The sequence below is a fragment of the Citrobacter sp. Igbk 16 genome, assembly GCF_028069755.1.
Classification (GTDB): Bacteria; Pseudomonadota; Gammaproteobacteria; order Enterobacterales; family Enterobacteriaceae; genus Citrobacter.
Map to the genome: position 1 here is coordinate 66,934 of NZ_JANEWJ010000016.1, position 22,300 is coordinate 89,233.

The following is a 22,300-nucleotide window of genomic DNA, read 5'->3' on the forward strand; positions in this document are numbered from 1 at the left end:
CCATTATGGAACTGACCCCCCGAGAAAAAGACAAGCTGTTGCTGTTCACCGCTGCGTTGGTGGCAGAGCGTCGCCTGGCCCGCGGGCTAAAGCTGAACTACCCGGAATCGGTGGCGCTGATTAGCGCTTTCATCATGGAAGGGGCGCGCGATGGCAAAACCGTGGCCGCGCTGATGGAAGACGGTCGCCACGTTCTCACTCGCGATCAAGTGATGGAAGGCGTTCCGGAGATGATCCCGGATATTCAGGTAGAAGCCACGTTTCCGGACGGTTCTAAACTGGTCACCGTCCATACCCCGATCGTTTAAGGAGCAGCAATGATCCCTGGTGAATATCAGATCTCAACGGGAACTATCGCGATCAATCCGGGCCGGACAACCCGCACGATCGTAGTGGAAAATCATGGCGACCGCCCCATCCAGGTGGGATCGCACTATCACTTTTACGAAGTCAATCCAGCGCTACATTTTAACCGTCAGTCCGCACGTGGTTTTCGCCTGAATATTGCTGCGGGTACCGCAGTACGTTTCGAACCCGGACAAAAACGGGAAGTCGAACTGGTGCGTGTGGCCGGTGCACAACGGATCGTGGGTTTTCGCGGTGAAGTCATGGGAGCACTGGAGGCAGACAATGAATGAACTGTCCCGGCAGGCTTACGTTGACATGTTTGGCCCGACAACCGGCGATAAAGTACGGCTGGCAGATACGGAACTGTGGATCGAAGTAGAAAAAGACTTCACCACCTACGGCGAAGAGGTCAAATTCGGCGGCGGAAAAGTGATCCGCGACGGTATGGGCCAGGGTCAAATGCGCGCGCAAGCGTGTGTGGATCTGGTGATAACCAACGCGCTGATCGTCGATCACTGGGGGATCGTTAAAGCGGATATTGGCATCAAAAACGGCAGGATCTTCGCCATTGGTAAAGCAGGTAACCCGGACATTCAACCTGACGTCACGATCCCTGTCGGCGTTGGCACGGAAGCGATCGCCGGAGAAGGTAAGATCGTCACCGCCGGCGGTGTGGACACCCATATTCACTGGATCTGCCCGCAGCAGGCGCAAGAAGCACTGGTATCCGGCGTGACGACAATGATCGGCGGCGGCACGGGACCGGCAGCAGGAACCCATGCCACCACCTGTACGCCAGGTCCATGGTATATCGCCCGTATGCTCCAGGCGGCTGATGCGCTGCCGGTCAATATCGGTCTGTTGGGCAAGGGCAATGGTTCGAATCCCGACACGTTACGCGAACAAATCGCTGCGGGTGCAATTGGCCTGAAGATCCACGAAGACTGGGGTGCCACCCCGGCAGCTATCGACTGCGCACTGACCGTCGCTGATGAAATGGACATTCAGGTCGCGTTGCACAGTGACACGTTGAATGAGTCTGGCTTCGTCGAAGATACGCTGGCGGCAATTGGCGATCGCACTATTCATACCTTCCACACCGAAGGGGCGGGGGGTGGCCATGCGCCAGACATCATCACCGCCTGCGCACACGCTAATATACTGCCCTCTTCTACCAACCCAACGCTGCCTTACACCGTCAACACCATCGACGAGCACCTCGATATGTTAATGGTCTGCCACCACCTCGACCCGGATATCGCTGAGGACGTGGCTTTTGCCGAATCGCGTATTCGTCGGGAAACAATCGCCGCCGAAGATGTGCTGCACGATATTGGCGCATTTTCCCTGACCTCATCTGATTCTCAGGCCATGGGGCGTGTGGGTGAAGTGATCCTGCGTACCTGGCAAGTGGCGCACCGCATGAAGGTCCAGCGCGGTCCGCTGGCGGAAGAAACCGGCGATAACGATAACCAACGCGTTAAACGCTATATCGCCAAATACACCATCAACCCGGCGCTGACCCACGGTATCGCCCACGAAGTCGGTTCCATTGAGCCTGGCAAACTGGCTGACCTGGTGCTGTGGTCACCGGCATTCTTTGGCGTAAAACCGGCAACGATCGTTAAGGGCGGGATGATTGCCTGCGCGCCGATGGGCGATATCAACGCCTCGATCCCGACTCCGCAGCCGGTGCATTACCGCATGATGTTTGGCGCGCTTGGCGCGGCGCGGCATCACAGTCGTCTGACATTTATCTCTCAGGCTGCTGATGCGCTAAGCCTCCCGCTACAGCTCAATCTGCAAAGTGCCATCGCTGTCGTTAAGGGGTGCCGGACGGTGAAAAAAGCCGACATGATCCACAACAGCCTACAGCCCAATATCACCGTCGATGCCCAAACCTACGAGGTGCGTATTGATGGCGAACTTATCACCAGCGAACCGGCAGATGTGTTGCCGATGGCGCAACGCTATTTCCTGTTTTAAGGAGTGATGATGATCTACCTGACCCAACGCCTTAACCACGCCCATCCTGTCACTGCAAGCGTCACGCTGCCCATTGATATTCGGGTAAAAAGTCGCGCCAGAGTCGCGTTGAACGACGGCCGCGAAGCCGGGTTGGTGCTACCGCGAGGCTTACTGTTGCGCGGCGGCGATCTGCTGACCAACGACGAAGGCAGCGAAGTCATCGAAGTCATCGCCGCGCCGGAGTCGCTTTCTGTCGTGCGCTGCGCCGATCCTTTCCTGCTCGCTAAAGCCTGTTATCACCTCGGCAACCGCCACGTTCCTCTGCAAATCCTGCCCACTGAATTGCGCTACCACCACGATCATGTGCTGGACGATATGCTGCGCCAATTCAACCTTGAGGTCACGTTCGCCCAGTTGCCGTTTGAACCGGAAGCAGGCGCTTATGCCAGCGAGTCACACGGGCATCATCACGGTCATGCGCACTGATGCATAACACCCAACAGCTGCGCCTGATGCAACTCGCCAGCGGCAGTTTACCGGTCGGGGCGTTTACCTGGTCCCAGGGCCTGGAGTGGGCGGTCGAGATCGGCTGGGTGACAAACGTCGATGACTTCTCTGACTGGCAAATCCAGCAGATGGAACAGAACTTTTTTACCGTCGACCTGCCGCTACTGGCAAGACTTTATCGTGCCTGCGAACAGGACGATCTTACGGCGGCACATCGCTGGACGGCCTGGTTATTGGCCTGCCGGGAAACCCGCGAACTGCGGGATGAAGAACGCAGTCGGGGCGCCGCTTTTACGCGCCTGGTCACCGACTGGGAGCCCGATTGTTCCCCGCAATGGCGTGCGCTCTTTAGTGAAAGCCAGCTCTGCGGCATGGCCTGGCTGGGCGTACGCTGGAAAATCCCGCTGACAGAGCTGGCGTTAAGCTTCGGCTACAGCTGGATTGAAAGTGCGGTGATGGCCGGCGTCAAACTGGTTCCCTTTGGTCAGCAGGCGGCGCAGCGCTTGATTATCTCGCTTTGCGATCGCTATGCGCAGGGTCTGGCACAGGCACTGGCTTGCCCTGACATTGGTCTCGGCTCCTCTACGCCACTGGCCGCCATCGCCTCTGCCCGGCACGAAACGCAATATTCCCGACTATTCCGCTCCTGAGGAGAAAACATGAATACACACAAACATCCCCTGCGCGTGGGCGTAGGCGGCCCGGTGGGTTCCGGAAAAACCGCGCTACTGGAGGCATTATGCAAAGCCATGCGCAACACCTGGCAACTTGCCGTCGTGACCAACGATATCTACACCAAAGAAGATCAGCGCATTCTCACCGAGGCTGGCGCACTGGAGCCTGAACGGATTGTCGGCGTGGAAACCGGCGGCTGTCCACATACCGCAATCCGTGAAGATGCGTCAATGAACCTGGCGGCAGTGGAAGCACTGAGCGACAAATTCGGTAATCTGGATCTGATCTTCGTGGAAAGCGGCGGCGATAACCTGAGCGCCACCTTTAGTCCGGAACTGGCCGATCTGACGATCTACGTGATCGACGTTGCCGAGGGCGAAAAGATCCCGCGCAAAGGTGGTCCGGGGATCACAAAGTCTGATTTTCTGGTGATCAACAAAACCGATCTGGCGCCCTACGTCGGCGCCTCGCTGGAGGTGATGGAACGCGATACCCTGCGCATGCGCGGCGAGCGGCCATGGACGTTCAGCAACTTAAAATCCAGAGAGGGTCTGGAAACAATTATCGCGTTTCTGGAAGAGAAGGGAATGCTGCGGATATAGCGTATTGCCCGGTGGCGCTACGCTTACCGGGCCTACGATATTGTGTGCTTATGCCGCCGGTAATTCCGCCAGCGGCCAGCGTGGACGCACCGTCACGCCAAGATCGGCCGTCGCGCCCGCTTTAAAACGCACCATCCCGGCATAGGCGATCATTGCCCCGTTGTCGGTGCAAAATTCCGGACGCGCGTAGAACACTTCGCCACGGCGTTTTTGCATCATCTCGGCCAGTTTTGCACGCAGCGTACGGTTCGCACTGACGCCCCCCGCCATCACCAGACGTTTAAAACCGGTTTGATCCAGTGCGCGCTTGCACTTGATCATCAGCGTATCGACCACCGCATCTTCAAAGGCTCGGGCGATATCTGCGCGGGTCTGATCGTCATTTTCGTTATTACGAATGGTATTTGCAGCAAACGTTTTCAGACCAGAGAAGCTGAAATCCAGCCCCGGGCGGTCAGTCATTGGACGCGGGAAGACAAAACGCTTTTCGACGCCCTGTGATGCCAATTTTGACAGCATTGGACCGCCAGGATAATCCAGCCCCAGCAGCTTGGCTGTTTTATCGAATGCTTCACCTGCCGCATCATCAATCGATTCGCCCAGCAGTTCATACTGGCCAATTCCGGTGACGCTAATCAGCTGTGTATGACCGCCGGAGACCAGCAGCGCGACAAACGGGAATGCAGGCGGATTTTCTTCCAGCATTGGGGCTAACAGATGGCCTTCCATGTGGTGTACTGGAATTGCTGGAACGCCCCAGGCAAATGCCAGCGAACGCCCCACGGTTGCGCCGACCAACAGCGCACCAACCAGACCAGGACCTGCGGTATAGGCTACCGCGTCAATCTCTTTGGCCGTCAGTCCCGCCTCTTTCAGCGCGGCCTGGATCAGCGGTACGGTCTTACGCACATGATCGCGCGAAGCCAGTTCTGGCACCACGCCGCCGTAGTCAGCATGTAATTTCACCTGACTATACAATTGGTTGGCTAAAAGACCTTTTTCATCGTCGTAAATGGCGATGCCGGTTTCATCGCAGGATGTTTCAATGCCCAATACACGCATGACTTGTTTTACCTCGCTCTATTACCGCGCAGTGTAGGACCAATGCGGGTTGATGTAAAACTTTGTTCGCCCCAGGAGTTCCGCTCGTGTATACTCCTTGTCCTTATAAAAGTCCCTTTCAAAATCGCGTCGGTGCTTTACAAAGCAGCAGCAATTGCAGTAAAATTCCGCACCATTTTGAAATAAGCTGGCGTTGATGCCAGCGGCAAACCGAATTTATTAAAGGTGAGAGTTACATGCCGGTAATTAAAGTACGTGAAAACGAGCCGTTCGACGTAGCACTGCGTCGCTTCAAGCGTTCATGCGAAAAAGCAGGTGTTCTGGCGGAAGTTCGTCGTCGTGAGTTCTATGAAAAACCGACTACCGAACGTAAGCGCGCTAAAGCTTCTGCTGTGAAACGTCACGCGAAGAAACTGGCTCGCGAAAACGCACGCCGTACTCGTCTGTACTAATCCATTGAGAGCCAACGCTCTCAATTCAGACCGAGTTGTAGTTGTAAGGCCGTGCTTCCGGAAGGAATGCGCGGCTTATTTTCGTTTATACATCAGCAACTACACAAAATCATTCACACTGTATCAAGACGGCAAGTGAGTGAATCCCCGGAGCTTACTTAAGTAAGTGACAGGGGTGAGCGAGCGCAGCCAACGCAGAGACAGTTTGAAGGATGAAGTGTAATAACGGGGCATATGGCTGGACGAATCCCACGTGTATTCATCAATGACCTGCTGGCAAGAACCGACATCGTCGATCTCATCGACGCGCGGGTAAAGCTGAAAAAGCAGGGCAAAAATTATCACGCGTGCTGTCCGTTCCATAACGAAAAAACCCCCTCTTTCACCGTAAACGGTGAAAAACAGTTTTATCACTGCTTTGGGTGTGGTGCACACGGCAACGCCGTCGACTTTCTCATGAACTACGACAAGCTCGAGTTCGTGGAAACCGTCGAAGAACTGGCCGCAATGCACAACTTAGAAGTGCCCTATGAAGCAGGCAGTGGCCCCAGTCAGATAGAGCGCCATCAACGGCAAAGTCTTTATCAATTGATGGACGGCCTGAACACTTTTTATCAACAGTCTTTGATGCAACCCGCCGCTACCCCTGCGCGCCAGTACCTGGAAAAGCGAGGATTAAGTAGCGACGTTATCACCCGTTTTGCCATTGGTTTTGCGCCCCCTGGTTGGGACAACGTCCTGAAGCGGTTTGGCGGCAATCCCGAGAATCGCAAATCGCTGATCGACGCGGGAATGTTGGTCACCAACGATCAAGGTCGCAGTTACGATCGCTTCCGCGAACGGGTGATGTTCCCCATTCGTGATAAACGTGGTCGGGTCATTGGTTTTGGTGGACGTGTGCTGGGCGATGCCCTGCCGAAGTACCTGAACTCCCCGGAAACCGATATTTTCCATAAAGGCCGTCAGTTGTATGGCCTTTATGAAGCCCAACAGGATAACGCCGATCCGCAGCGTCTGTTAGTGGTCGAAGGCTATATGGATGTGGTCGCCCTGGCACAGTACGGCATTAACTACGCCGTGGCATCCCTTGGGACGTCAACCACCGCCGATCACATTCAGCTGTTGTTCCGTGCAACGAACAACGTCATCTGCTGCTACGACGGCGACCGCGCCGGGCGCGATGCAGCATGGCGCGCGCTGGAAACCGCACTGCCTTATATGACAGACGGCCGCCAGCTACGTTTTATGTTTTTACCTGACGGTGAAGACCCCGATACGCTGGTGCGTAAAGAAGGGAAAGAGGCCTTTGAAGCCCGGATGGAGCAGGCGCTGCCGCTCTCCGCGTTTTTATTTAACAGCCTGTTACCGCAGGTCGATTTGAGTACCCCGGACGGACGCGCACAGCTCAGCACGCTAGCATTGCCGCTGATTACTCAGGTACCGGGCGAAACGTTACGCATTTATCTGCGACAGGAGTTAGGGAACAAGCTCGGCATCCTGGATGACAGCCAGCTTGAACGTTTAATGCCAAAACTGGCAGAAAATGGGGCTTCCCGCCCTGTTCCACAGCTAAAACGTACGACCATGCGTATACTTATAGGGTTACTGGTGCAAAACCCGGATTTGGCCCCGCTGGTTCCGTCGTTAGGCGCTCTGGATCAAAATAAGCTACCTGGACTTGGCTTATTCAGAGAACTGGTCAACACTTGTCTGTCTCAGCCAGGTCTGACCACCGGACAACTTTTAGAGCACTATCGCGGTACAAATGATGCTGCGACCCTTGAAAAACTGTCGATGTGGGACGATATAGCAGATAAAGATATCGCAGAAAAAACCTTCACCGACTCACTCAACCATATGTTTGATTCGATGCTTGAACTGCGCCAGGAAGAGTTGATAGCTCGTGAGCGCACACACGGTTTAAGCAGCGAAGAACGCCGGGAACTCTGGACGCTGAACCAGGAACTGGCCAAGAAATAGCTGAAAGACAAAAGTATTTAACGGCTTAACTGCCGAATATCGATCGGGAAGCCCCCGACAGCCGCACGGAGAGGCAGCGGCAAAATATAAGTATGCCCTCGTTTTGCCGTTGGCGGTTTTACCGCCCAACACCAATCAAACGAATTAAGTGTGGATACCGTCTTATGGAGCAAAACCCGCAGTCACAGCTGAAGCTTCTTGTCCAACGTGGTAAGGAGCAAGGCTATCTGACCTATGCCGAGGTCAATGACCATCTGCCGGAAGATATCGTCGATTCAGATCAAATCGAAGACATCATCCAAATGATCAATGACATGGGTATTCAGGTGATGGAAGAAGCACCGGATGCCGATGATCTGCTGCTTGCTGAAACCTCCAACAGCACCGATGAAGACGCGGAAGAAGCGGCTGCCCAGGTTCTGTCCAGCGTTGAGTCCGAAATCGGTCGTACAACTGACCCGGTCCGCATGTACATGCGTGAAATGGGTACCGTTGAACTGTTAACCCGTGAAGGCGAAATTGACATCGCTAAGCGCATCGAAGACGGGATTAACCAGGTTCAATGCTCCGTTGCCGAATACCCGGAAGCCATCACCTATCTGCTTGAGCAATACGATCGCGTAGAAGCTGAAGAAGCACGTCTTTCCGATCTGATAACCGGCTTTGTCGATCCGAACGCAGAAGAAGACATGGCGCCAACCGCGACCCACGTCGGCTCTGAACTTTCTCAGGAAGAGATGGATGATGACGAAGACGAAGATGAAGAAGACGGCGACGACGACAGCAGCGACGACGACAACAGCATCGACCCTGAATTAGCGCGCGAGAAATTCGGTGAACTGCGTACTCAGTACGAAATCACCCGCGACACTATCAAAGCGAAAGGCCGCAGCCATGCAGCCGCGCAGGAAGAAATTCAGAAGCTGTCTGAAGTATTCAAGCAGTTCCGCCTGGTGCCAAAACAGTTCGACTACCTGGTCAACAGCATGCGCGTCATGATGGACCGCGTGCGTACTCAGGAACGTCTGATCATGAAGCTCTGCGTTGAGCAGTGCAAAATGCCGAAGAAGAACTTCATCACTCTGTTCACCGGCAACGAAACCAGCGAAACCTGGTTCAACGCGGCAATCGCGATGAACAAACCGTGGTCTGAAAAACTGCACGATGTGGCAGATGATGTTCACCGCGGCCTGCAGAAACTGCAGCAAATTGAAGAAGAAACCGGCCTGACCATCGAGCAGGTTAAAGACATCAACCGTCGTATGTCCATCGGTGAAGCGAAAGCCCGCCGTGCGAAAAAAGAGATGGTTGAAGCAAACTTACGTCTGGTTATCTCCATCGCGAAGAAATACACCAACCGTGGTCTGCAGTTCCTGGATCTGATTCAGGAAGGCAACATCGGTCTGATGAAAGCGGTTGATAAGTTTGAATACCGTCGTGGTTACAAGTTCTCCACCTATGCAACCTGGTGGATCCGTCAGGCGATCACCCGTTCGATCGCGGATCAGGCGCGTACCATCCGTATCCCGGTACATATGATTGAGACCATCAACAAACTCAACCGTATCTCCCGCCAGATGCTGCAAGAGATGGGTCGCGAACCAACGCCGGAAGAACTGGCTGAACGTATGCTGATGCCGGAAGACAAGATCCGTAAAGTGCTGAAGATCGCGAAAGAGCCTATCTCCATGGAAACGCCGATCGGCGACGATGAAGATTCGCATCTGGGTGATTTCATCGAGGATACCACCCTCGAGCTGCCGCTGGACTCTGCCACCACCGAGAGCCTGCGTGCTGCAACGCACGACGTTCTGGCTGGACTTACAGCGCGTGAAGCGAAAGTTCTGCGTATGCGTTTCGGTATCGATATGAACACCGACCATACGCTGGAAGAAGTCGGTAAACAGTTCGACGTTACCCGCGAACGTATCCGTCAGATCGAAGCGAAGGCGTTGCGTAAACTGCGTCACCCGAGCCGTTCTGAAGTACTGCGCAGCTTCCTCGACGATTAATCTCAAGGTTTAAAACGTGAAAAAGCTCCCTCATGGGAGCTTTTTTTTCGCCTGTCAATCGAAGCATTCCCGGCGGCGCTACGCTTGGCCGGGCTACCCGTAGGCCGGATAAGGCGTTTACGCCGCCATCCGGCAATTTGCGCGGGTTCTTCCGGATGGCAGATTCACTTATCCACCTTACAAGCCGCGCGCCTTCAACGCCACATCCACTTCCCGATACGCCTCCACTAACTTATCCAGCGTAATACGGCTTAACCCACTGGGGTTCGGCAATACCCAAATCTGCGTCGTACCAATCGTCAGTGTCTGTTTCCCCCACTGCGCGCCACGTTGACTGAACCCCTGCTCAAATGCCTGTTTCCCGAGGATTGCGAGCGCTGCGGGTTGGAACTCTTCTATCTTCTCAATGAGCTTACGGCCACCGCTACGCATCTCCTGTAGCTTTATCTCATTGGCTTGCACCGTTGGCCTGTCGACGAATTTGGTGACGCCACAGCGGAAATCCAGTAGGTGTTGCGCCTCTTCCGGCTTTAGCTGGCGTTCAGTAAATCCCGCCTGATGGATAACCTTCCAGAAGCGGTTAGCCGGATGCGCAAATGGGAAGCCGGTCCCCGCAGAAGACAGCCCCGGATTGATGCCGCAAAAAACCACCCGCAGCCCCGGCGCCAGTATGTCCTTAACCATATTCACTCCACACAATACATCAGGGAACAAGTATAACGGACTGAAAATACATTGTTTATAAAAACAGCATCCGTACGCTTATGTCTGGATTGCAACGCGGAGTTACTTTATAATCCACCGCCACGGCCCCTTAGCTCAGTGGTTAGAGCAGGCGACTCATAATCGCTTGGTCGCTGGTTCAAGTCCAGCAGGGGCCACCAAATTTCAAGGGCTTGCGAGAAATTGCAGGTCCTTTTTAGTACCGATTATTCCTCTCATAAGTTACACTCCCAGTGTTTATGCATTTCAGCTAATGCCATCTGGCCGATATTAATCTTCCCCTCAACCTCCGATAATCGTCACCCAAAAATCAGGAGGTAAAATATGACGCTAAAACCAGGTGAGAACTCCGGTAACAACGGGGGTATCTATGTGGAGGTCGGGCCACGCGGTGGGGTAAAAGATAACTTTGCCACTATCGCGGACAACAAAACCGCGCCACCAACGCAAAGTCCTAAAAGCCACTGGGTGCTGGCAAAAAGAACACCCAACAGTAAACGTAAGTAAGAGCACTCGGCGCCACTACAGTTGGCGCCTACTGCTCACAACACATCCGGTGCTTTGCCGCCTGGCAAGCATTGCGCAAGATGTTCAGTGAGGAAATCGATGCAGGTTTTGATACGATCAGAGCTTGATGAACGCCGGGTATATACAGCCCAGATATTCGCTTCCTGATACCACTGGGGCAACACGTGAACCAGTTCACCGCGCTCAAGATACTGCGCAACATCCCATTCCGACCGCAATGTAATGCCATGACCTTTCAGTGCCCAAATGAGCACCACGCTGCCACTGTTGGAAGAATGAAAACCGTTTAGCCGGCAATGTGTCTGCTGCCTGCCATCCGTTAATATCCAGTTGCCAAATGCCGAGTTTTTTTCCTGAATCATCAGGCAATCATGTTGCACAAGCGCACTCACAGACTCCGGGTTACCGTGGCGTTCGAGATACTTAGGGGAAGCACAAAGGATCCGGCGATTAGTGGCCAACTGCCGTGCGATATACAATTCATTGATGTCATCCCCAACACGAATCTCAATATCGACGCCCTCCTCCACAAGATCCACTTCACGATCCGTTAGCGTGAGTTTTACCGTGATATCAGGGTAGGCGATCATAAATGACGACAGCGCCTCTGCGACATATTTATGCCCAAAACCAAATGAGCAGTTGAGGGTGATATTACCTGCCAGCACGCCACGTTGATTATCCAGACGACTGATAAAGCCATCCATTTCACTGACGACCTGCATCGCCCCATCCAGCGCATTTTCGCCTTCCGGTGTGAGACGCATCACTCTGTTATTACGGAAAAAAAGCCGGACGTTGAGGCATTTTTCAAGGATAGCGATGCGTTTGCTGATATAGGAGGGGGATAGTCCCAGCTCCAGCGCAGCCCGGGCAAATCCACCGTTGCGGGCAACGGTGACAAAAACGAAAAGATCTTCAACAGAAGGCCAGCCCTCAAGGGGCTGGCGATGCTTTTTACCTACAGGCGTCGTTTTCATAACATCGCAGCGAGATGACGGAAAATGACAATGTTATAACACCGATCGCAAAAATGACTGCAGTTTCTGCATGAAGATCTCTGGGATCTCCTCTTGCGGAGAATGTCCGCAAGGCAATGCTTCTCCCTGCACGCGCATCGCTTTTTCTCTCCAGGTATCCACCACATCATATAACTGCCCTACCGTGCCCTGAGCCCCCCACAGCAACAGTAGTGGACACTCAATACGCGCAGACGCATCCGCAGCATCGTCTTCAAGATCAATCGATGCCGCGGCACGATAATCTTCGCAGACCGCATGGATCATCTCTGGATTCTGGTAACAGCGCAGGTATTCATTGAACGCATCTTCTGATGTCGCCCCCGCAGTTTTTAACTGACCTGCAATATGCTTACGCAGAAAAAATGCCGGATCGTGCGCGATCATTGTTTCCGGTAATGGAAAAGGTTGGATCAGGAAAAACCACCAAAAATAGCGCGTGGCAAATGCCTTATTGGTTAACGCGTACATTGTAGCTGTCGGGGCTATGTCGATGAACGTGCAACACGTCACACTGTCAGGATAATCAAGGGCCAGACGATGTCCCACCCGTCCTCCACGGTCATGCCCGACAAAAGCGAACCGCGGATAACCCAGAATCTCCATCAGCATGACAATATCCTGCGCCATCATACGCTTTGAATAAGTACGATGCGCCGGATCACTCACTGGTTTGTCGCTGTCTCCATAGCCCCGCAAATCCGGCAAAATCACCGTGTGGCTTTTCGCCAATTCCGGCGCGACTTTACGCCATGTGATGTGGTTCTGTGGATGGCCATGTAAGAGCACCAACGGTGAACCGCTTCCTCCGACGGCGACCCGGATGGTTAAACCATTTGGCAGCCGTACATCCTTTAATGCAAACCCAGGAATGAACGGAGAAGCGCCGCATTCAATAACTGTACTCATCACTGTCTCCTGCCTTCTTTGCTTGCCCGACTTTGCCCCGTCTCATCGCCATCTCTTTTCTTAGCCACGTGCGGATACCGGACGCTTTAACCATGGGCGACGCGCGTAATGCTGCGCCTCAAAATTTTCAATCTCTGGCAGATATTGCAGTGTCCAGGCAATCGCATCTTCGCCAGCGGCCAACATCTCTCGTTTGAGTTCACTAATAACAAAAGGAAGTGTTTCATCTGCTGTCACAATCTCGCAGCGTTCAAGAGAAACCGTAATCAGATTGCTGTCAGCCTTCGTGGCCAACTGTGCCAGACGAGCCAGAGACGCGTCATCCAAAGAGATTGTCAGGATCCCGTTGCGCTGGCAGTTGTCATCAAAAATCCCGGCGAAAGTGGAACCTAACAGCGCCCGGATGCCCAACTGTTTTAATCCCCAAACGGCATGTTCGCGGCTCGATCCGCAGCCAAAGTTGGGGCCGACCAGCAAAAATGTCGCGTCCTGCCAGCCAGGCATATTGAGAATAAAATCGGGATTAGGCTGACCATTGCCCAAGAAACGACGATCGAAAAACACCCCTTTATTCAACCCCTGACGATCGATCCCTTTCAGGAACTGTTTCGGCATAATCACATCGGTGTCGATGTTCGGTTCCAGCATTGGCGCAATTCGCCCGCTAATTTGCTTAAACGTATCCATCTCATTCCCCCGCCTGAAGTAATGTCCGAACATCGACCAGATGCCCTGCTACCGCTGCTGCCGCGACCATCGCCGGGCTCATTAAATGCGTTCTTGCCCCTGCACCCTGCCGCCCAGGGAAATTACGGTTCGTACCCGATGCACAGCGATCGCCTGCTGCCAGCACGTCCTCGTTCATCGCAAGGCACATTGAGCAACCCGACTGACGCCATTCAAAACCAGCGTCAATGAAGATTTTCGCCAGCCCCTCTTCTTCCGCCTGGCACCGGACCTGCGTTGAACCGGGCACAATAATCCCGCGCACATGGCTGGCAATTTTGCGTCCTGCCACGACTTTCGCGACGGCCCGCAGATCTTCAATGCGGCCATTCGTGCATGAGCCAATAAAAGCGTGCGAAATACGAATGTCACTCACCGGCGTACCGGGCAGCAGATCCATATACTGGAGAGCTTTCTCAAGCGCGAGACGTTTAAGTGGATGCGTTTCATGTTCCGGGGATGGAACATAGCTGGTGATCGCACAGGTTTGATCCGGGCTGATCCCCCAGGTCACTTTAGGCTCAAGATCGAGACAGTCGATCGTCACGGTCTTATCAAAAACCGCATCTGCATCACTTTTCAACTGCGACCACTCCAGCAATGCCAGTTGCCAGAGTTCACCTGCGGGCATTTGCGGCTTCCCGTAGATATAGTCAAAAACCTTTGCATCCGGCGCAATAATCGCACCGCGAGCCCCTGCCTCCACAGCCATATTGCAAAGCGTCATTCGCCCCTCAACACTCAGGGCACTGATTGTTTCACCGTCGAATTCGATGGCATATCCTGTCGCACCATCTGCGCCAGTACGTTCGAGTAATGCAAGAACGATATCTTTTGCAGAACAACCAAAAGGTAATTCACCCTTAACGCTGACACGCAAGGTTTTCAGCTTACGATACACCAGCGTCTGAGTAGCCAGCAGGTGTTCGATTTCCGACGTACCGATACCAAATCCCAGAGCGCCGAACGCACCGTAAGTGGTGGTATGGCTGTCGCCAGCCGCAATCACCATTCCGGGCATGACCAGCCCTTGCTCGTGGGCAACGACATGTTCTATCCCTTGTCGTGGGTCCAGCACATCAAATAACGTGATACCAAAATCAGCGGCATTTTCCCGAAAATAATCAACCTGTAACTGACCGCCGGGATCCGTCATCAGCATATCGCGCTGAGGTCGGGTGGGATTAACATGATCAACATTCAGCAGAAAGGCTTCCGGATGCCGCACCGGCCGTCCCTGTTCCCTTAACCCGCTAAATGCTTGTGGACTGGTATATTCATTGAGTATCGAACGATCGATATAAAGTAAAACATGCCCTTCGTTATCAAGTTCCCGAACGGTATGCGATTCAACTAATTTTTCATACAGCGTTTTAGCAGACATAGATATATTCCTGGGGTAACGAATGGCTGAATAATGAGAGATTCGTCATTGAGGCTTTTAGCTATAGTGACACATTCATAAAAAAACGATGATTCCAGTCGGGAAAGTATAAAAACACACTTCGTGTTGGTGAGCAGACGCCGCCCAGAGTAGGTTGCGCTGCGATCACAATGATTTCGCAGGCACCGCTGATCTGATTATGTTCATATTTTTATTTTGCCCAGAAAGACAAAACGAAATGGCGTATTTAATGAAATGGAGATCGTCAGAGGTGAACCAGATAATAAAAACGTGGTTATTCTTAAGATATAGAGTTAGCCACGCGTTTTAAACGCACCAGGTTGGCTATCGGGATTAATCAGAGTCGGGGCAGCGCTTTTGGACGCTGCCATCCCGAAGATGGAAACGTCCGTTAGCGTTTTATTCGATAGTCAGCTCACACGAGTTCTTTGAGCTGCTCCTGCATATAGGTCGAAAAATACTCTGGATTCTTGATAAGGATACGGTTACCGGAGGCAACTTTTTCTGCCCATCCGGCCACTTTTTTCGTGAACTCGGGATTCCATCCCTCCTGCTCACCCCGTGCCATCACAACTTCCGGACTCGCTGGCACACCTAAGTCATGCAAATACTTTAAGATTCCCTTAGCGGTACTTTCGTCCATTGAATGGGGTACTGACACTGAGGTGTTCATACCACCAATAAAATCCAATGCTTTCTCAATTGCTGTTGGCATGCTCTTATCCTTAAAATTAACCACGTGAGAGACACATTTATACTATGTACCCAACTCAGTCGGGATATCAAAGAGAACGTTGCCTTTATTTGATTTACCCCTCAGCTAAACGCTTGCGGCGACTGTTTTCTGCGCTATTTTTTTGCTTCCCCGGCTAAAACCAGGCCAGTAGCCACCGCATTACGCGGCCCTTCGGTCCCCCGGATATTGCCCTGTCCCGCGACGACACCGTAATGCGCCAACGCGTCGGTGATCATCTGCGGAATTTCAAAATCCAGCGATGAGCCTCCCACCAGCACCACAAAAGTGATATCGCGAATGGAGCCGCCAGGTGACACCTGGCGCAATGCACGCAGGCAGTTGGTCACGAAGACCTTCTCCTTAGCTTGACGTCGCACCAGACGAATTTTTTCCAGCGAAGTCTGGTTATCCACGGGGATCAGCTCGCCGTCTTTCAGATACACCACTTTGGCAAATACCGACGGGCTGAGTGGTTCGCGGAAAAACTCCACCGCACCGTTCTCATGACGAATACTGAACAGGCTCTCTACTTTCGCCAGCGGGTATTTTTTTATTTCCTCGGCCAGAAACGGATCGCTCAGACCCAGTTCCGTCTGAATCAACAGGCTGACCATATTCCCCGCACCGGCCAGATGTACCGCCTTTACTGCACCTTCGCTATTGATGATGGCTGCATCAGTGGAACCAGCGCCTAAATCGAGGATCGCCAGCGGCGCAGCACATCCAGGCGTCGTTAACGCGCCAGTCACGGCCATATTGGCCTCTACACCACCCACTTCAACAGAGGTGTTTAATCGCGCGCTCAACTCGCTGGCAATAGCCTGCATTTGTAAACGATCGGATTTCACCATCGCCGCAATACCGACAGCATTTTCCATCGAACACTCCCCGGCGATGCCGCCCTGCACCTTACGAGGAATAAACGTATCAACTGCCAGCAAATCCTGAATATGCACCGCGTTCATATCATGCCCGGACAGCGAAGCCATCACCTTACGCACGCGTTCCAGCATACCGCCTGCATGCGTTCCCGCTTCACCGCGAATGTCACACACTGGCGCACAGGCGCTCATCGCCTGCATAATAGCCTGCGCCCCTTGCGCCACGTCAGCCTCGCCGCCGCGCCTTTCTCCGCGGATAAAAATCTTACCCGCCGGGATCACCCTTGAGCGCACATCACCCTGCGGTGTTTTCAGCACCACGGCGGAGCGGTTACCAATCAGCGCCCTGGCAATAGGGACGATGGTTTGCGTTTCCTCCGGCGTCAGGGCAAAGAACGTGGCGATGCCGTAGGGGTTAGACAGCGCCCGAACAACCTGGCCCGCGGCCGCGACTTCGACCGCCGCCAACACCCCCTCCGGCACTTTTTCCAGCAGCGTGACTTCATCAACCACCGGCATAGTTCGCCGCAGACGATTGTTCACCAGCACGCCATCATCTTTTTTCAGGATCGCCGCCACCACGTTCACGCCGCGATCCAACGCGTCGTTGATCAGCCAAACAGCTTCGAGGAAATCCATTTCCTCACCCACCAATGGGATCCAGCCCTGGGTAAACCGATCCTCGCTCAATGCCGCCAGCTTCTCCACTGCAATGGTGGTTCCCATTCCCACGCCAACGCCGCCGGGCGTTTGTGGGTTATGACCAATCATCGTCGATTCAGTAATGATGGTCTCGGTGATCGTTTCCATCGCCACATCACCAATGACCGGTGCGGCCTCATTGATACAGATTTTCGCCACATCTTTAAGCGACCATGGCGTTTTTTCCAGCGCCTGCTGCAGGGAAGCGACCACCCCGGCAATATTGTCCCGCGTTCCTTTCATGCCCGTGGTCGCGACAATCCCGCTGGCGATAAACCGGCCATGCTGCGCCAACGCCACTTCCGTGGTGGCGTTGCCGATATCAATCCCTGCAATTAACGGCATATTCCCTCCGTCACTGGCTGCCTTTACGCAGCTTGTTTCTCTGCTGATACACCTCTGCCGACTCGCGCACAAACCCGGCGTTTACCGTCGCGTGCCAGGTATGTTCCAGCTCATCAGCGATCGCCTGTAGCTCCGCGAATGAAGAGCGAAACGGACGTAGTGCGTTGTAGATTTCCAGAATGCGGGTATCCGGGATAGCAATCAGTTCCGCCGCCCGACGGAAGTTGCGCGCCACGGCATGACGGTGCATCTGTTCGGCAATCTGCGCCTGATACTCCAGCGTTTGCTGGGAAATACGCACATCCTGCGGCCCTACATGTCCCGCCAGCACATTCTCAAGGGTGATATCGGTTAATGGTTTCCCGGTGGGGGTCAGGATTTTCTCCGGGCAGCGGGTAGCTAAAGGGTAATCCTGCGCGGTCATGATGTTGTCGTTCATTGTCATTCCCTTACTAGTGCAATATGCAGCGTGACAGGCGCAGCATCCTGCACCACATGCTTGGTTTCTTTAATGTGAAACAACGCGGCTTTGGCCATAAATTTGGGGCGCACCATCTGGTCATTGACCACCGGAACCGGCGAGGGCGACTCTTTGCGTGCATAGCGCGCAGCGTTCTTTCCAATCTGACGATACGTTTCCAGCGTCAGCAGCGGGGCCTGAGAGAAGAGTTCAAGGTTACTCAGGGGCAGCAAATCACGCTGATGGATAACCGTGGTTCCCTTTGACTGAATACCAATCCCGATGCCGGAGCCACTGAGGTTCGCCGCATCCCACGCCATAAAAGAGACATCCGAAGTGCGCAGAATTCTCACCACTCGCGCATGCAGTCCCTCTTCTTCAATCCCTGCCACCAGCTCTTTCAGAATCGCGTTGTGCGGCATATCAATCAGGGTTTTATGCTGGTGCTTGCCAAAGGCCGGTCCGACGCCAATCACCACTTCGTCAGCGCGAGCGTCTGCTTTTGCCGCCTCGCCTTCACTGACCTGCAAGGTAAAAACGGGCTTACGTTCAGTTGTGCATTCCACGGTGTACCGCCTTATTCAATCGAGCTGGGCTGAACCACGCCCGCAATATTTTTAATTTCCGCCCAGCGTTCGGCACTGATGCGATAGCCGGTGCCGGGTCCCTGATAATCATTGATGTCGTTCACGGCGCTGACCACGTCGAACTGGCGATCCAGAATGGCCGATGTTTGCAGGTAATCACCGGTCACACGCTGTCTCAACATATTGAGAATATTGCTGGCGATATCTTCGAATCCGCTACCGCTTAGCGCCCCGACGATATCCAGCCCGGTAATGTTGCGCTTCATCATCTCTTCCACTGCCGCCAGATCTTCCACCACATTGCGCGCAGGCATGTCTTTGCTGCCGTGAGCATAGGTGGCAGCCTCCACTTCCTCATCACTGATTGTCGGCAGCCCCAGTTCGCGGAATACCGCCTGAATAGCCCGCGCCGCTTTGTTACGGATGGCGATGGTTTCTTCTTCGGTTACCGGGCGCAGGCCACCGTCAACCATCAGGTCACGTTGCAGTATGTTGTAATCATCGAAGTCTTCAGCATCGAAGTTAGAACCGGCAAACATGTTGTCGTAGTTGGGGACGGCGCTATAGCCAGAGAAGATAAAGTCGGTGCCGGGCAGCATCTGCATCAGGGTGCGGGCGGTACGGCGAATATCGGAGTGTGAGAAGGTCTGGTCATTGGCCGAGGCCACTTCAAGGTCGAGCATCGACGCAATCAGGTTTTCCGCCAGCACCGCGCGAATACCCGACGGCACTGCGCCCGTCATCCCGATACAACTGACCGCCCCGTTTTGCAGCCCCTGCACACCCGCGCCCTTGGTAATGAAAATGCAGCGGGATTCCAGGTACAACATCGATTTACTCTCGGAATAACCCATCAAGGCTTCCGAACCGGTACCGGAGGTATAGCGCATCTTCAGCCCGCGGGATGCATAGGCCGAGGCGAGAAACGCTTTTGACCACGGCGTATCGTCGCCGTCAGTGAATACCGATTCCGTTCCGTAGACCGACACCGTTTCGGCGTAGCTGGTTAACCCGCGCATTCCCAGCTCCAGCTCAGTAGCCTCTTCAACGGAACATTGTGTCAGCACGCCAGGACGACCGCACTGAGAACCGACCAACAGCGCCAGGGCGTTAAACGGCGCATAGCGGGCAATCCCGACCGTCGTTTCCTGTTCGGAAAAACCACGAATCCCCGCTTCAGCGGCATCGGCGGCAATCTGCACCGGATTATCTTTCAGGTTGGTCACGTGACACTGGTTGGAGGGCGTGCGTCGGGCGCGCATTTTTTGCAGCGCCATCATCATCTCTACCACGTTCATTTTCGCCATCACCTCCACTGCTTTCGCCGGGGTAATCGCGGTGGTAATGGCAATGATCTCTTCGCGACTGACGTGGATATCTACCAGCATTCTGGCGATCGCCAAAGCGTCGAGCTGCATGGCGCGCTCGGTTTCAGCCACGTTTATCGCGTAGTCGGCAATAAAGCGGTCAATCATGTCGAACTGTGCGCGGCTCTTGCCGTCCAGTTCAACAATACGACCCTTCTCCACCTTCACAGAAGAGGCCGGATCGTAGGGACTTTCCATGGCGATCAGCCCTTCTTCCGGCCATTCGCCAATAAGCCCATCCTGATTTACAGGACGCTTTGCAAGGACTTCGAATCGTTTTGATCTTCTCATAGTTTATGGACTCAAAAGATAAAGAATAGGGACGCCAGGCTGTATCGCTGGTGCTCTATCACCCCAGCAATCGCCTTTATCAGCAATAGCCGAACTTTAAATGAGCAGGCCGATAAAAAAATAAAATTAATTGCGTTCCAATTTGATACATATTTAAATGTCAGCGTTTCATATTGAAACGGTCCACGGGAATATCCACGAAGAATTGTGACGCGCTTAAATGATCATTATCAATAAATGCCGAACACAGGAAATAAAATTAATATTTTAGAAAAATCTACACTATTGACTTAATAACGCGCCGCGAGAAAATACAGAAAACCCAATGAGAAAAAATAGCTGTAGCGCGATATTTTTTGCGACCTCAGCCCTACAACCTTGTCAGGAGATACTGTGAATAAGAGCCAACAAATCGCCACCATTACGCTGGCGGCCGCAAAGAAAATGGCGACTGCCGTCGAGGCAAAAGCGCTTAAAATCAACGTTCCAGTAGTCTTTTCCGTGGTTGACCGCGGCGGAAACACGCTACTGATACAGCGCATGGATGAGGCGTTTGTCACCAGTTGTGATATTTCTCTCAATAAAGCCTGGACCGCCTGCTGTCTGCGGCAGGGCACACATGAAATTACCGATGCAGTACAACCAGGAGCTTCTCTATATGGTTTGCAGCTCACTAACCAACAACGCATCGTTATTTTTGGCGGCGGCTTACCTGTTATATTAGACGGACAATTAATCGGTGCCGTAGGCGTTAGCGGCGGCACTGTAGAACAAGATAGATTATTGGCTGAGACCGCACTGAATTGTTTCTCTGAATTATAATTTAAATCTAAGAAGGTATATTATGAGCTATCGTATGTTTGATTACCTTGTGCCGAATGTTAACTTTTTTGGCCCAAATGCTATTTCCGTTGTCGGCGAACGTTGCAAACTGTTAGGCGGTAAAAAAGCGCTGCTGGTTACCGATAAAGGTCTGCGGGCGATAAAAGACGGTGCGGTAGATAAAACGCTGGCGCATCTGCGTGAAGCCGGGATTGAGGTGGTCGTATTTGACGGCGTAGAGCCGAACCCTAAAGACACCAACGTGCGCGACGGTCTGGAGGTATTTCGCAAAGAGCAGTGCGATATCATCGTTACCGTTGGCGGCGGTAGCCCGCATGACTGCGGTAAAGGTATCGGTATCGCGGCCACGCACGAAGGCGATCTCTACAGTTACGCCGGAATTGAAACGCTGACCAATCCGCTGCCGCCAATCGTTGCGGTCAATACCACCGCGGGTACCGCCAGCGAAGTCACCCGCCACTGCGTGCTGACCAATACCAAAACCAAAGTGAAGTTTGTGATTGTCAGTTGGCGTAACCTGCCGTCGGTTTCCATTAATGACCCGCTGCTGATGCTCGGTAAACCAGCACCACTTACCGCCGCGACCGGGATGGACGCCCTGACCCACGCCGTGGAAGCTTACATTTCCAAAGATGCTAACCCGGTCACCGATGCCGCCGCTATCCAGGCGATCCGTCTAATTGCCCGTAACTTGCGCCAGGCCGTCGCGCTGGGCAGCAACCTGAAAGCCCGTGAAAATATGGCCTATGCCTCTCTGCTGGCCGGTATGGCTTTCAACAACGCCAACCTCGGCTATGTTCATGCGATGGCACACCAGCTCGGTGGTCTGTACGACATGCCACACGGCGTGGCAAATGCGGTACTGCTGCCACACGTAGCCCGTTATAACCTCATCGCCAACCCGGAGAAATTTGCTGATATCGCTGAGTTTATGGGCGAGAACACCGACGGGCTGTCAACCATGGATGCCGCTGAGCTGGCCATTCGCGCCATCGCCCGTCTTTCCGCCGATATTGGGATTCCACAGCATTTGCAGGAGCTGGGCGTCAAAGAAGCCGATTTCCCTTACATGGCGGAAATGGCGCTGAAAGATGGCAACGCGTTCTCGAACCCGCGTAAAGGGAACGAGAAAGAGATCGCTGAAATCTTCCGTCAGGCTTTCTAATCCAAAG

The 22,300-nt window shown here is 53.5% G+C and carries 22 protein-coding genes, 1 tRNA gene and 1 pseudogene; 13 read left to right on the forward strand and 11 right to left on the reverse strand.

All coding sequences use genetic code 11. The annotated features are described in order from the left end of the window. Positions 1-5 precede the first annotated feature (5 nt). Genes NNO03_RS12570 through ureG form a run of 6 tightly spaced genes read left to right on the forward strand, consistent with a single transcriptional unit; the run spans position 6 to position 4,100 of the window. Positions 6-308 carry an urease subunit gamma gene (locus NNO03_RS12570; RefSeq protein ID WP_271449658.1) on the forward strand — a complete coding sequence of 101 codons (303 nt, stop codon included), beginning with the start codon at positions 6-8 and terminating at the stop codon, positions 306-308. Between the two features lie 9 nt (positions 309-317). Further along, entirely contained in the window at positions 318-638 is a 321-nt protein-coding gene (locus NNO03_RS12575; RefSeq protein ID WP_271441557.1) for an urease subunit beta, read from the forward strand. Continuing rightward, positions 631-2,334 carry an urease subunit alpha gene (ureC, locus tag NNO03_RS12580; RefSeq protein WP_271449659.1) on the forward strand — a complete coding sequence of 568 codons (1,704 nt, stop codon included), beginning with the start codon at positions 631-633 and terminating at the stop codon, positions 2,332-2,334. The genes NNO03_RS12575 and ureC overlap by 8 nt, the downstream gene beginning before the upstream one ends. 9 nt (positions 2,335-2,343) lie before the next feature. Continuing rightward, positions 2,344-2,802: an urease accessory protein UreE gene (gene ureE / locus NNO03_RS12585; protein ID WP_271449682.1), complete on the forward strand. Its 459-nt coding sequence runs from the start codon at positions 2,344-2,346 to the stop codon at positions 2,800-2,802. Continuing rightward, a complete protein-coding gene (locus tag NNO03_RS12590) occupies positions 2,802-3,473 on the forward strand; it encodes an urease accessory protein UreF (protein WP_271449660.1) in 672 nt (223 codons plus the stop codon). Before ureE ends, NNO03_RS12590 begins: the two co-directional genes overlap by 1 nt. A gap of 9 nt (positions 3,474-3,482) precedes the next feature. Beyond that, positions 3,483-4,100, forward strand: coding sequence for an urease accessory protein UreG (gene ureG, locus NNO03_RS12595; RefSeq protein ID WP_271449661.1), 618 nt, complete (start codon positions 3,483-3,485; stop codon positions 4,098-4,100). A gap of 48 nt (positions 4,101-4,148) precedes the next feature. Here ureG and tsaD read toward each other — a convergent pair whose 3' ends face one another. Next, the gene (gene tsaD, locus NNO03_RS12600; RefSeq protein ID WP_038633989.1) at positions 4,149-5,162 is read right to left on the reverse strand and encodes a tRNA (adenosine(37)-N6)-threonylcarbamoyltransferase complex transferase subunit TsaD; all 1,014 of its coding nucleotides are present in this window, start codon (positions 5,160-5,162) and stop codon (positions 4,149-4,151) included. 236 nt (positions 5,163-5,398) lie between these two features. Between tsaD and rpsU the strand changes: the two genes are divergently transcribed. The 3 genes from rpsU to rpoD all read left to right on the forward strand — a co-directional run bounded on the left by rpsU (position 5,399) and on the right by rpoD (position 9,606). Then, positions 5,399-5,614 carry a 30S ribosomal protein S21 gene (rpsU, locus tag NNO03_RS12605; protein WP_001144069.1) on the forward strand — a complete coding sequence of 72 codons (216 nt, stop codon included), beginning with the start codon at positions 5,399-5,401 and terminating at the stop codon, positions 5,612-5,614. A gap of 234 nt (positions 5,615-5,848) precedes the next feature. Beyond that, positions 5,849-7,594 (forward strand): DNA primase, encoded by a 1,746-nt coding sequence (gene dnaG, locus NNO03_RS12610; protein ID WP_271441552.1) that lies wholly within the window; start codon positions 5,849-5,851, stop codon positions 7,592-7,594. 164 nt (positions 7,595-7,758) lie between these two features. After that, positions 7,759-9,606 carry an RNA polymerase sigma factor RpoD gene (gene rpoD, locus NNO03_RS12615; protein ID WP_003024699.1) on the forward strand — a complete coding sequence of 616 codons (1,848 nt, stop codon included), beginning with the start codon at positions 7,759-7,761 and terminating at the stop codon, positions 9,604-9,606. A gap of 177 nt (positions 9,607-9,783) precedes the next feature. On the opposite strand, the gene mug is transcribed toward rpoD, so the two are convergent. After that, complete coding sequence (gene mug / locus NNO03_RS12620; protein ID WP_271449662.1) at positions 9,784-10,290, reverse strand: G/U mismatch-specific DNA glycosylase; 507 nt, start codon at positions 10,288-10,290, stop codon at positions 9,784-9,786. Between the two features lie 124 nt (positions 10,291-10,414). Between mug and NNO03_RS12625 the strand changes: the two genes are divergently transcribed. Together NNO03_RS12625 and NNO03_RS12630 are read left to right on the forward strand one after the other, a co-directional pair. Next, positions 10,415-10,490, forward strand: a tRNA-Ile gene (locus NNO03_RS12625). Between the two features lie 163 nt (positions 10,491-10,653). Continuing rightward, positions 10,654-10,927: pseudogene (locus NNO03_RS12630) on the forward strand (cytoplasmic protein). Here the strand turns inward: NNO03_RS12630 and NNO03_RS12635 are convergent. The 9 genes from NNO03_RS12635 to NNO03_RS12675 all read right to left on the reverse strand — a co-directional run bounded on the left by NNO03_RS12635 (position 10,872) and on the right by NNO03_RS12675 (position 20,285). Beyond that, on the reverse strand, positions 10,872-11,837 hold the full coding sequence (locus NNO03_RS12635) for a LysR family transcriptional regulator (protein WP_271449663.1): 966 nt from the start codon (positions 11,835-11,837) through the stop codon (positions 10,872-10,874). The pseudogene NNO03_RS12630 and the gene NNO03_RS12635 overlap by 56 nt on opposite strands. Positions 11,838-11,870: 33 nt before the next feature. Next, positions 11,871-12,785 (reverse strand): alpha/beta fold hydrolase, encoded by a 915-nt coding sequence (locus NNO03_RS12640; RefSeq protein ID WP_271449664.1) that lies wholly within the window; start codon positions 12,783-12,785, stop codon positions 11,871-11,873. A gap of 60 nt (positions 12,786-12,845) precedes the next feature. Next, on the reverse strand, positions 12,846-13,472 hold the full coding sequence (leuD, locus tag NNO03_RS12645; RefSeq protein WP_271449665.1) for a 3-isopropylmalate dehydratase small subunit: 627 nt from the start codon (positions 13,470-13,472) through the stop codon (positions 12,846-12,848). Between the two features lies 1 nt (position 13,473). Continuing rightward, positions 13,474-14,895: a 3-isopropylmalate dehydratase large subunit gene (leuC, locus tag NNO03_RS12650; protein WP_271449666.1), complete on the reverse strand. Its 1,422-nt coding sequence runs from the start codon at positions 14,893-14,895 to the stop codon at positions 13,474-13,476. Between the two features lie 436 nt (positions 14,896-15,331). Beyond that, positions 15,332-15,655 carry a DUF1889 family protein gene (locus tag NNO03_RS12655; protein ID WP_071887391.1) on the reverse strand — a complete coding sequence of 108 codons (324 nt, stop codon included), beginning with the start codon at positions 15,653-15,655 and terminating at the stop codon, positions 15,332-15,334. A gap of 110 nt (positions 15,656-15,765) precedes the next feature. Then, entirely contained in the window at positions 15,766-17,580 is a 1,815-nt protein-coding gene (locus NNO03_RS12660; protein WP_271449667.1) for a diol dehydratase reactivase subunit alpha, read from the reverse strand. Positions 17,581-17,590: 10 nt separating this feature from the next. Beyond that, positions 17,591-18,019 (reverse strand): diol dehydratase small subunit, encoded by a 429-nt coding sequence (locus tag NNO03_RS12665; RefSeq protein ID WP_202037706.1) that lies wholly within the window; start codon positions 18,017-18,019, stop codon positions 17,591-17,593. A gap of 2 nt (positions 18,020-18,021) precedes the next feature. Beyond that, complete coding sequence (locus tag NNO03_RS12670) at positions 18,022-18,606, reverse strand: propanediol/glycerol family dehydratase medium subunit (protein ID WP_271449668.1); 585 nt, start codon at positions 18,604-18,606, stop codon at positions 18,022-18,024. Positions 18,607-18,617: 11 nt separating this feature from the next. Continuing rightward, positions 18,618-20,285 (reverse strand): propanediol/glycerol family dehydratase large subunit, encoded by a 1,668-nt coding sequence (locus tag NNO03_RS12675; RefSeq protein WP_271442458.1) that lies wholly within the window; start codon positions 20,283-20,285, stop codon positions 18,618-18,620. A gap of 393 nt (positions 20,286-20,678) precedes the next feature. Between NNO03_RS12675 and NNO03_RS12680 the strand changes: the two genes are divergently transcribed. Then, positions 20,679-21,107, forward strand: a complete 429-nt coding sequence (locus tag NNO03_RS12680) for a heme-binding protein (RefSeq protein ID WP_271449669.1) — start codon at positions 20,679-20,681, stop codon at positions 21,105-21,107. Between the two features lie 22 nt (positions 21,108-21,129). Beyond that, positions 21,130-22,293 carry a 1,3-propanediol dehydrogenase gene (gene dhaT / locus NNO03_RS12685; protein ID WP_271449670.1) on the forward strand — a complete coding sequence of 388 codons (1,164 nt, stop codon included), beginning with the start codon at positions 21,130-21,132 and terminating at the stop codon, positions 22,291-22,293. The last annotated feature ends 7 nt before the right edge of the window (positions 22,294-22,300 follow it).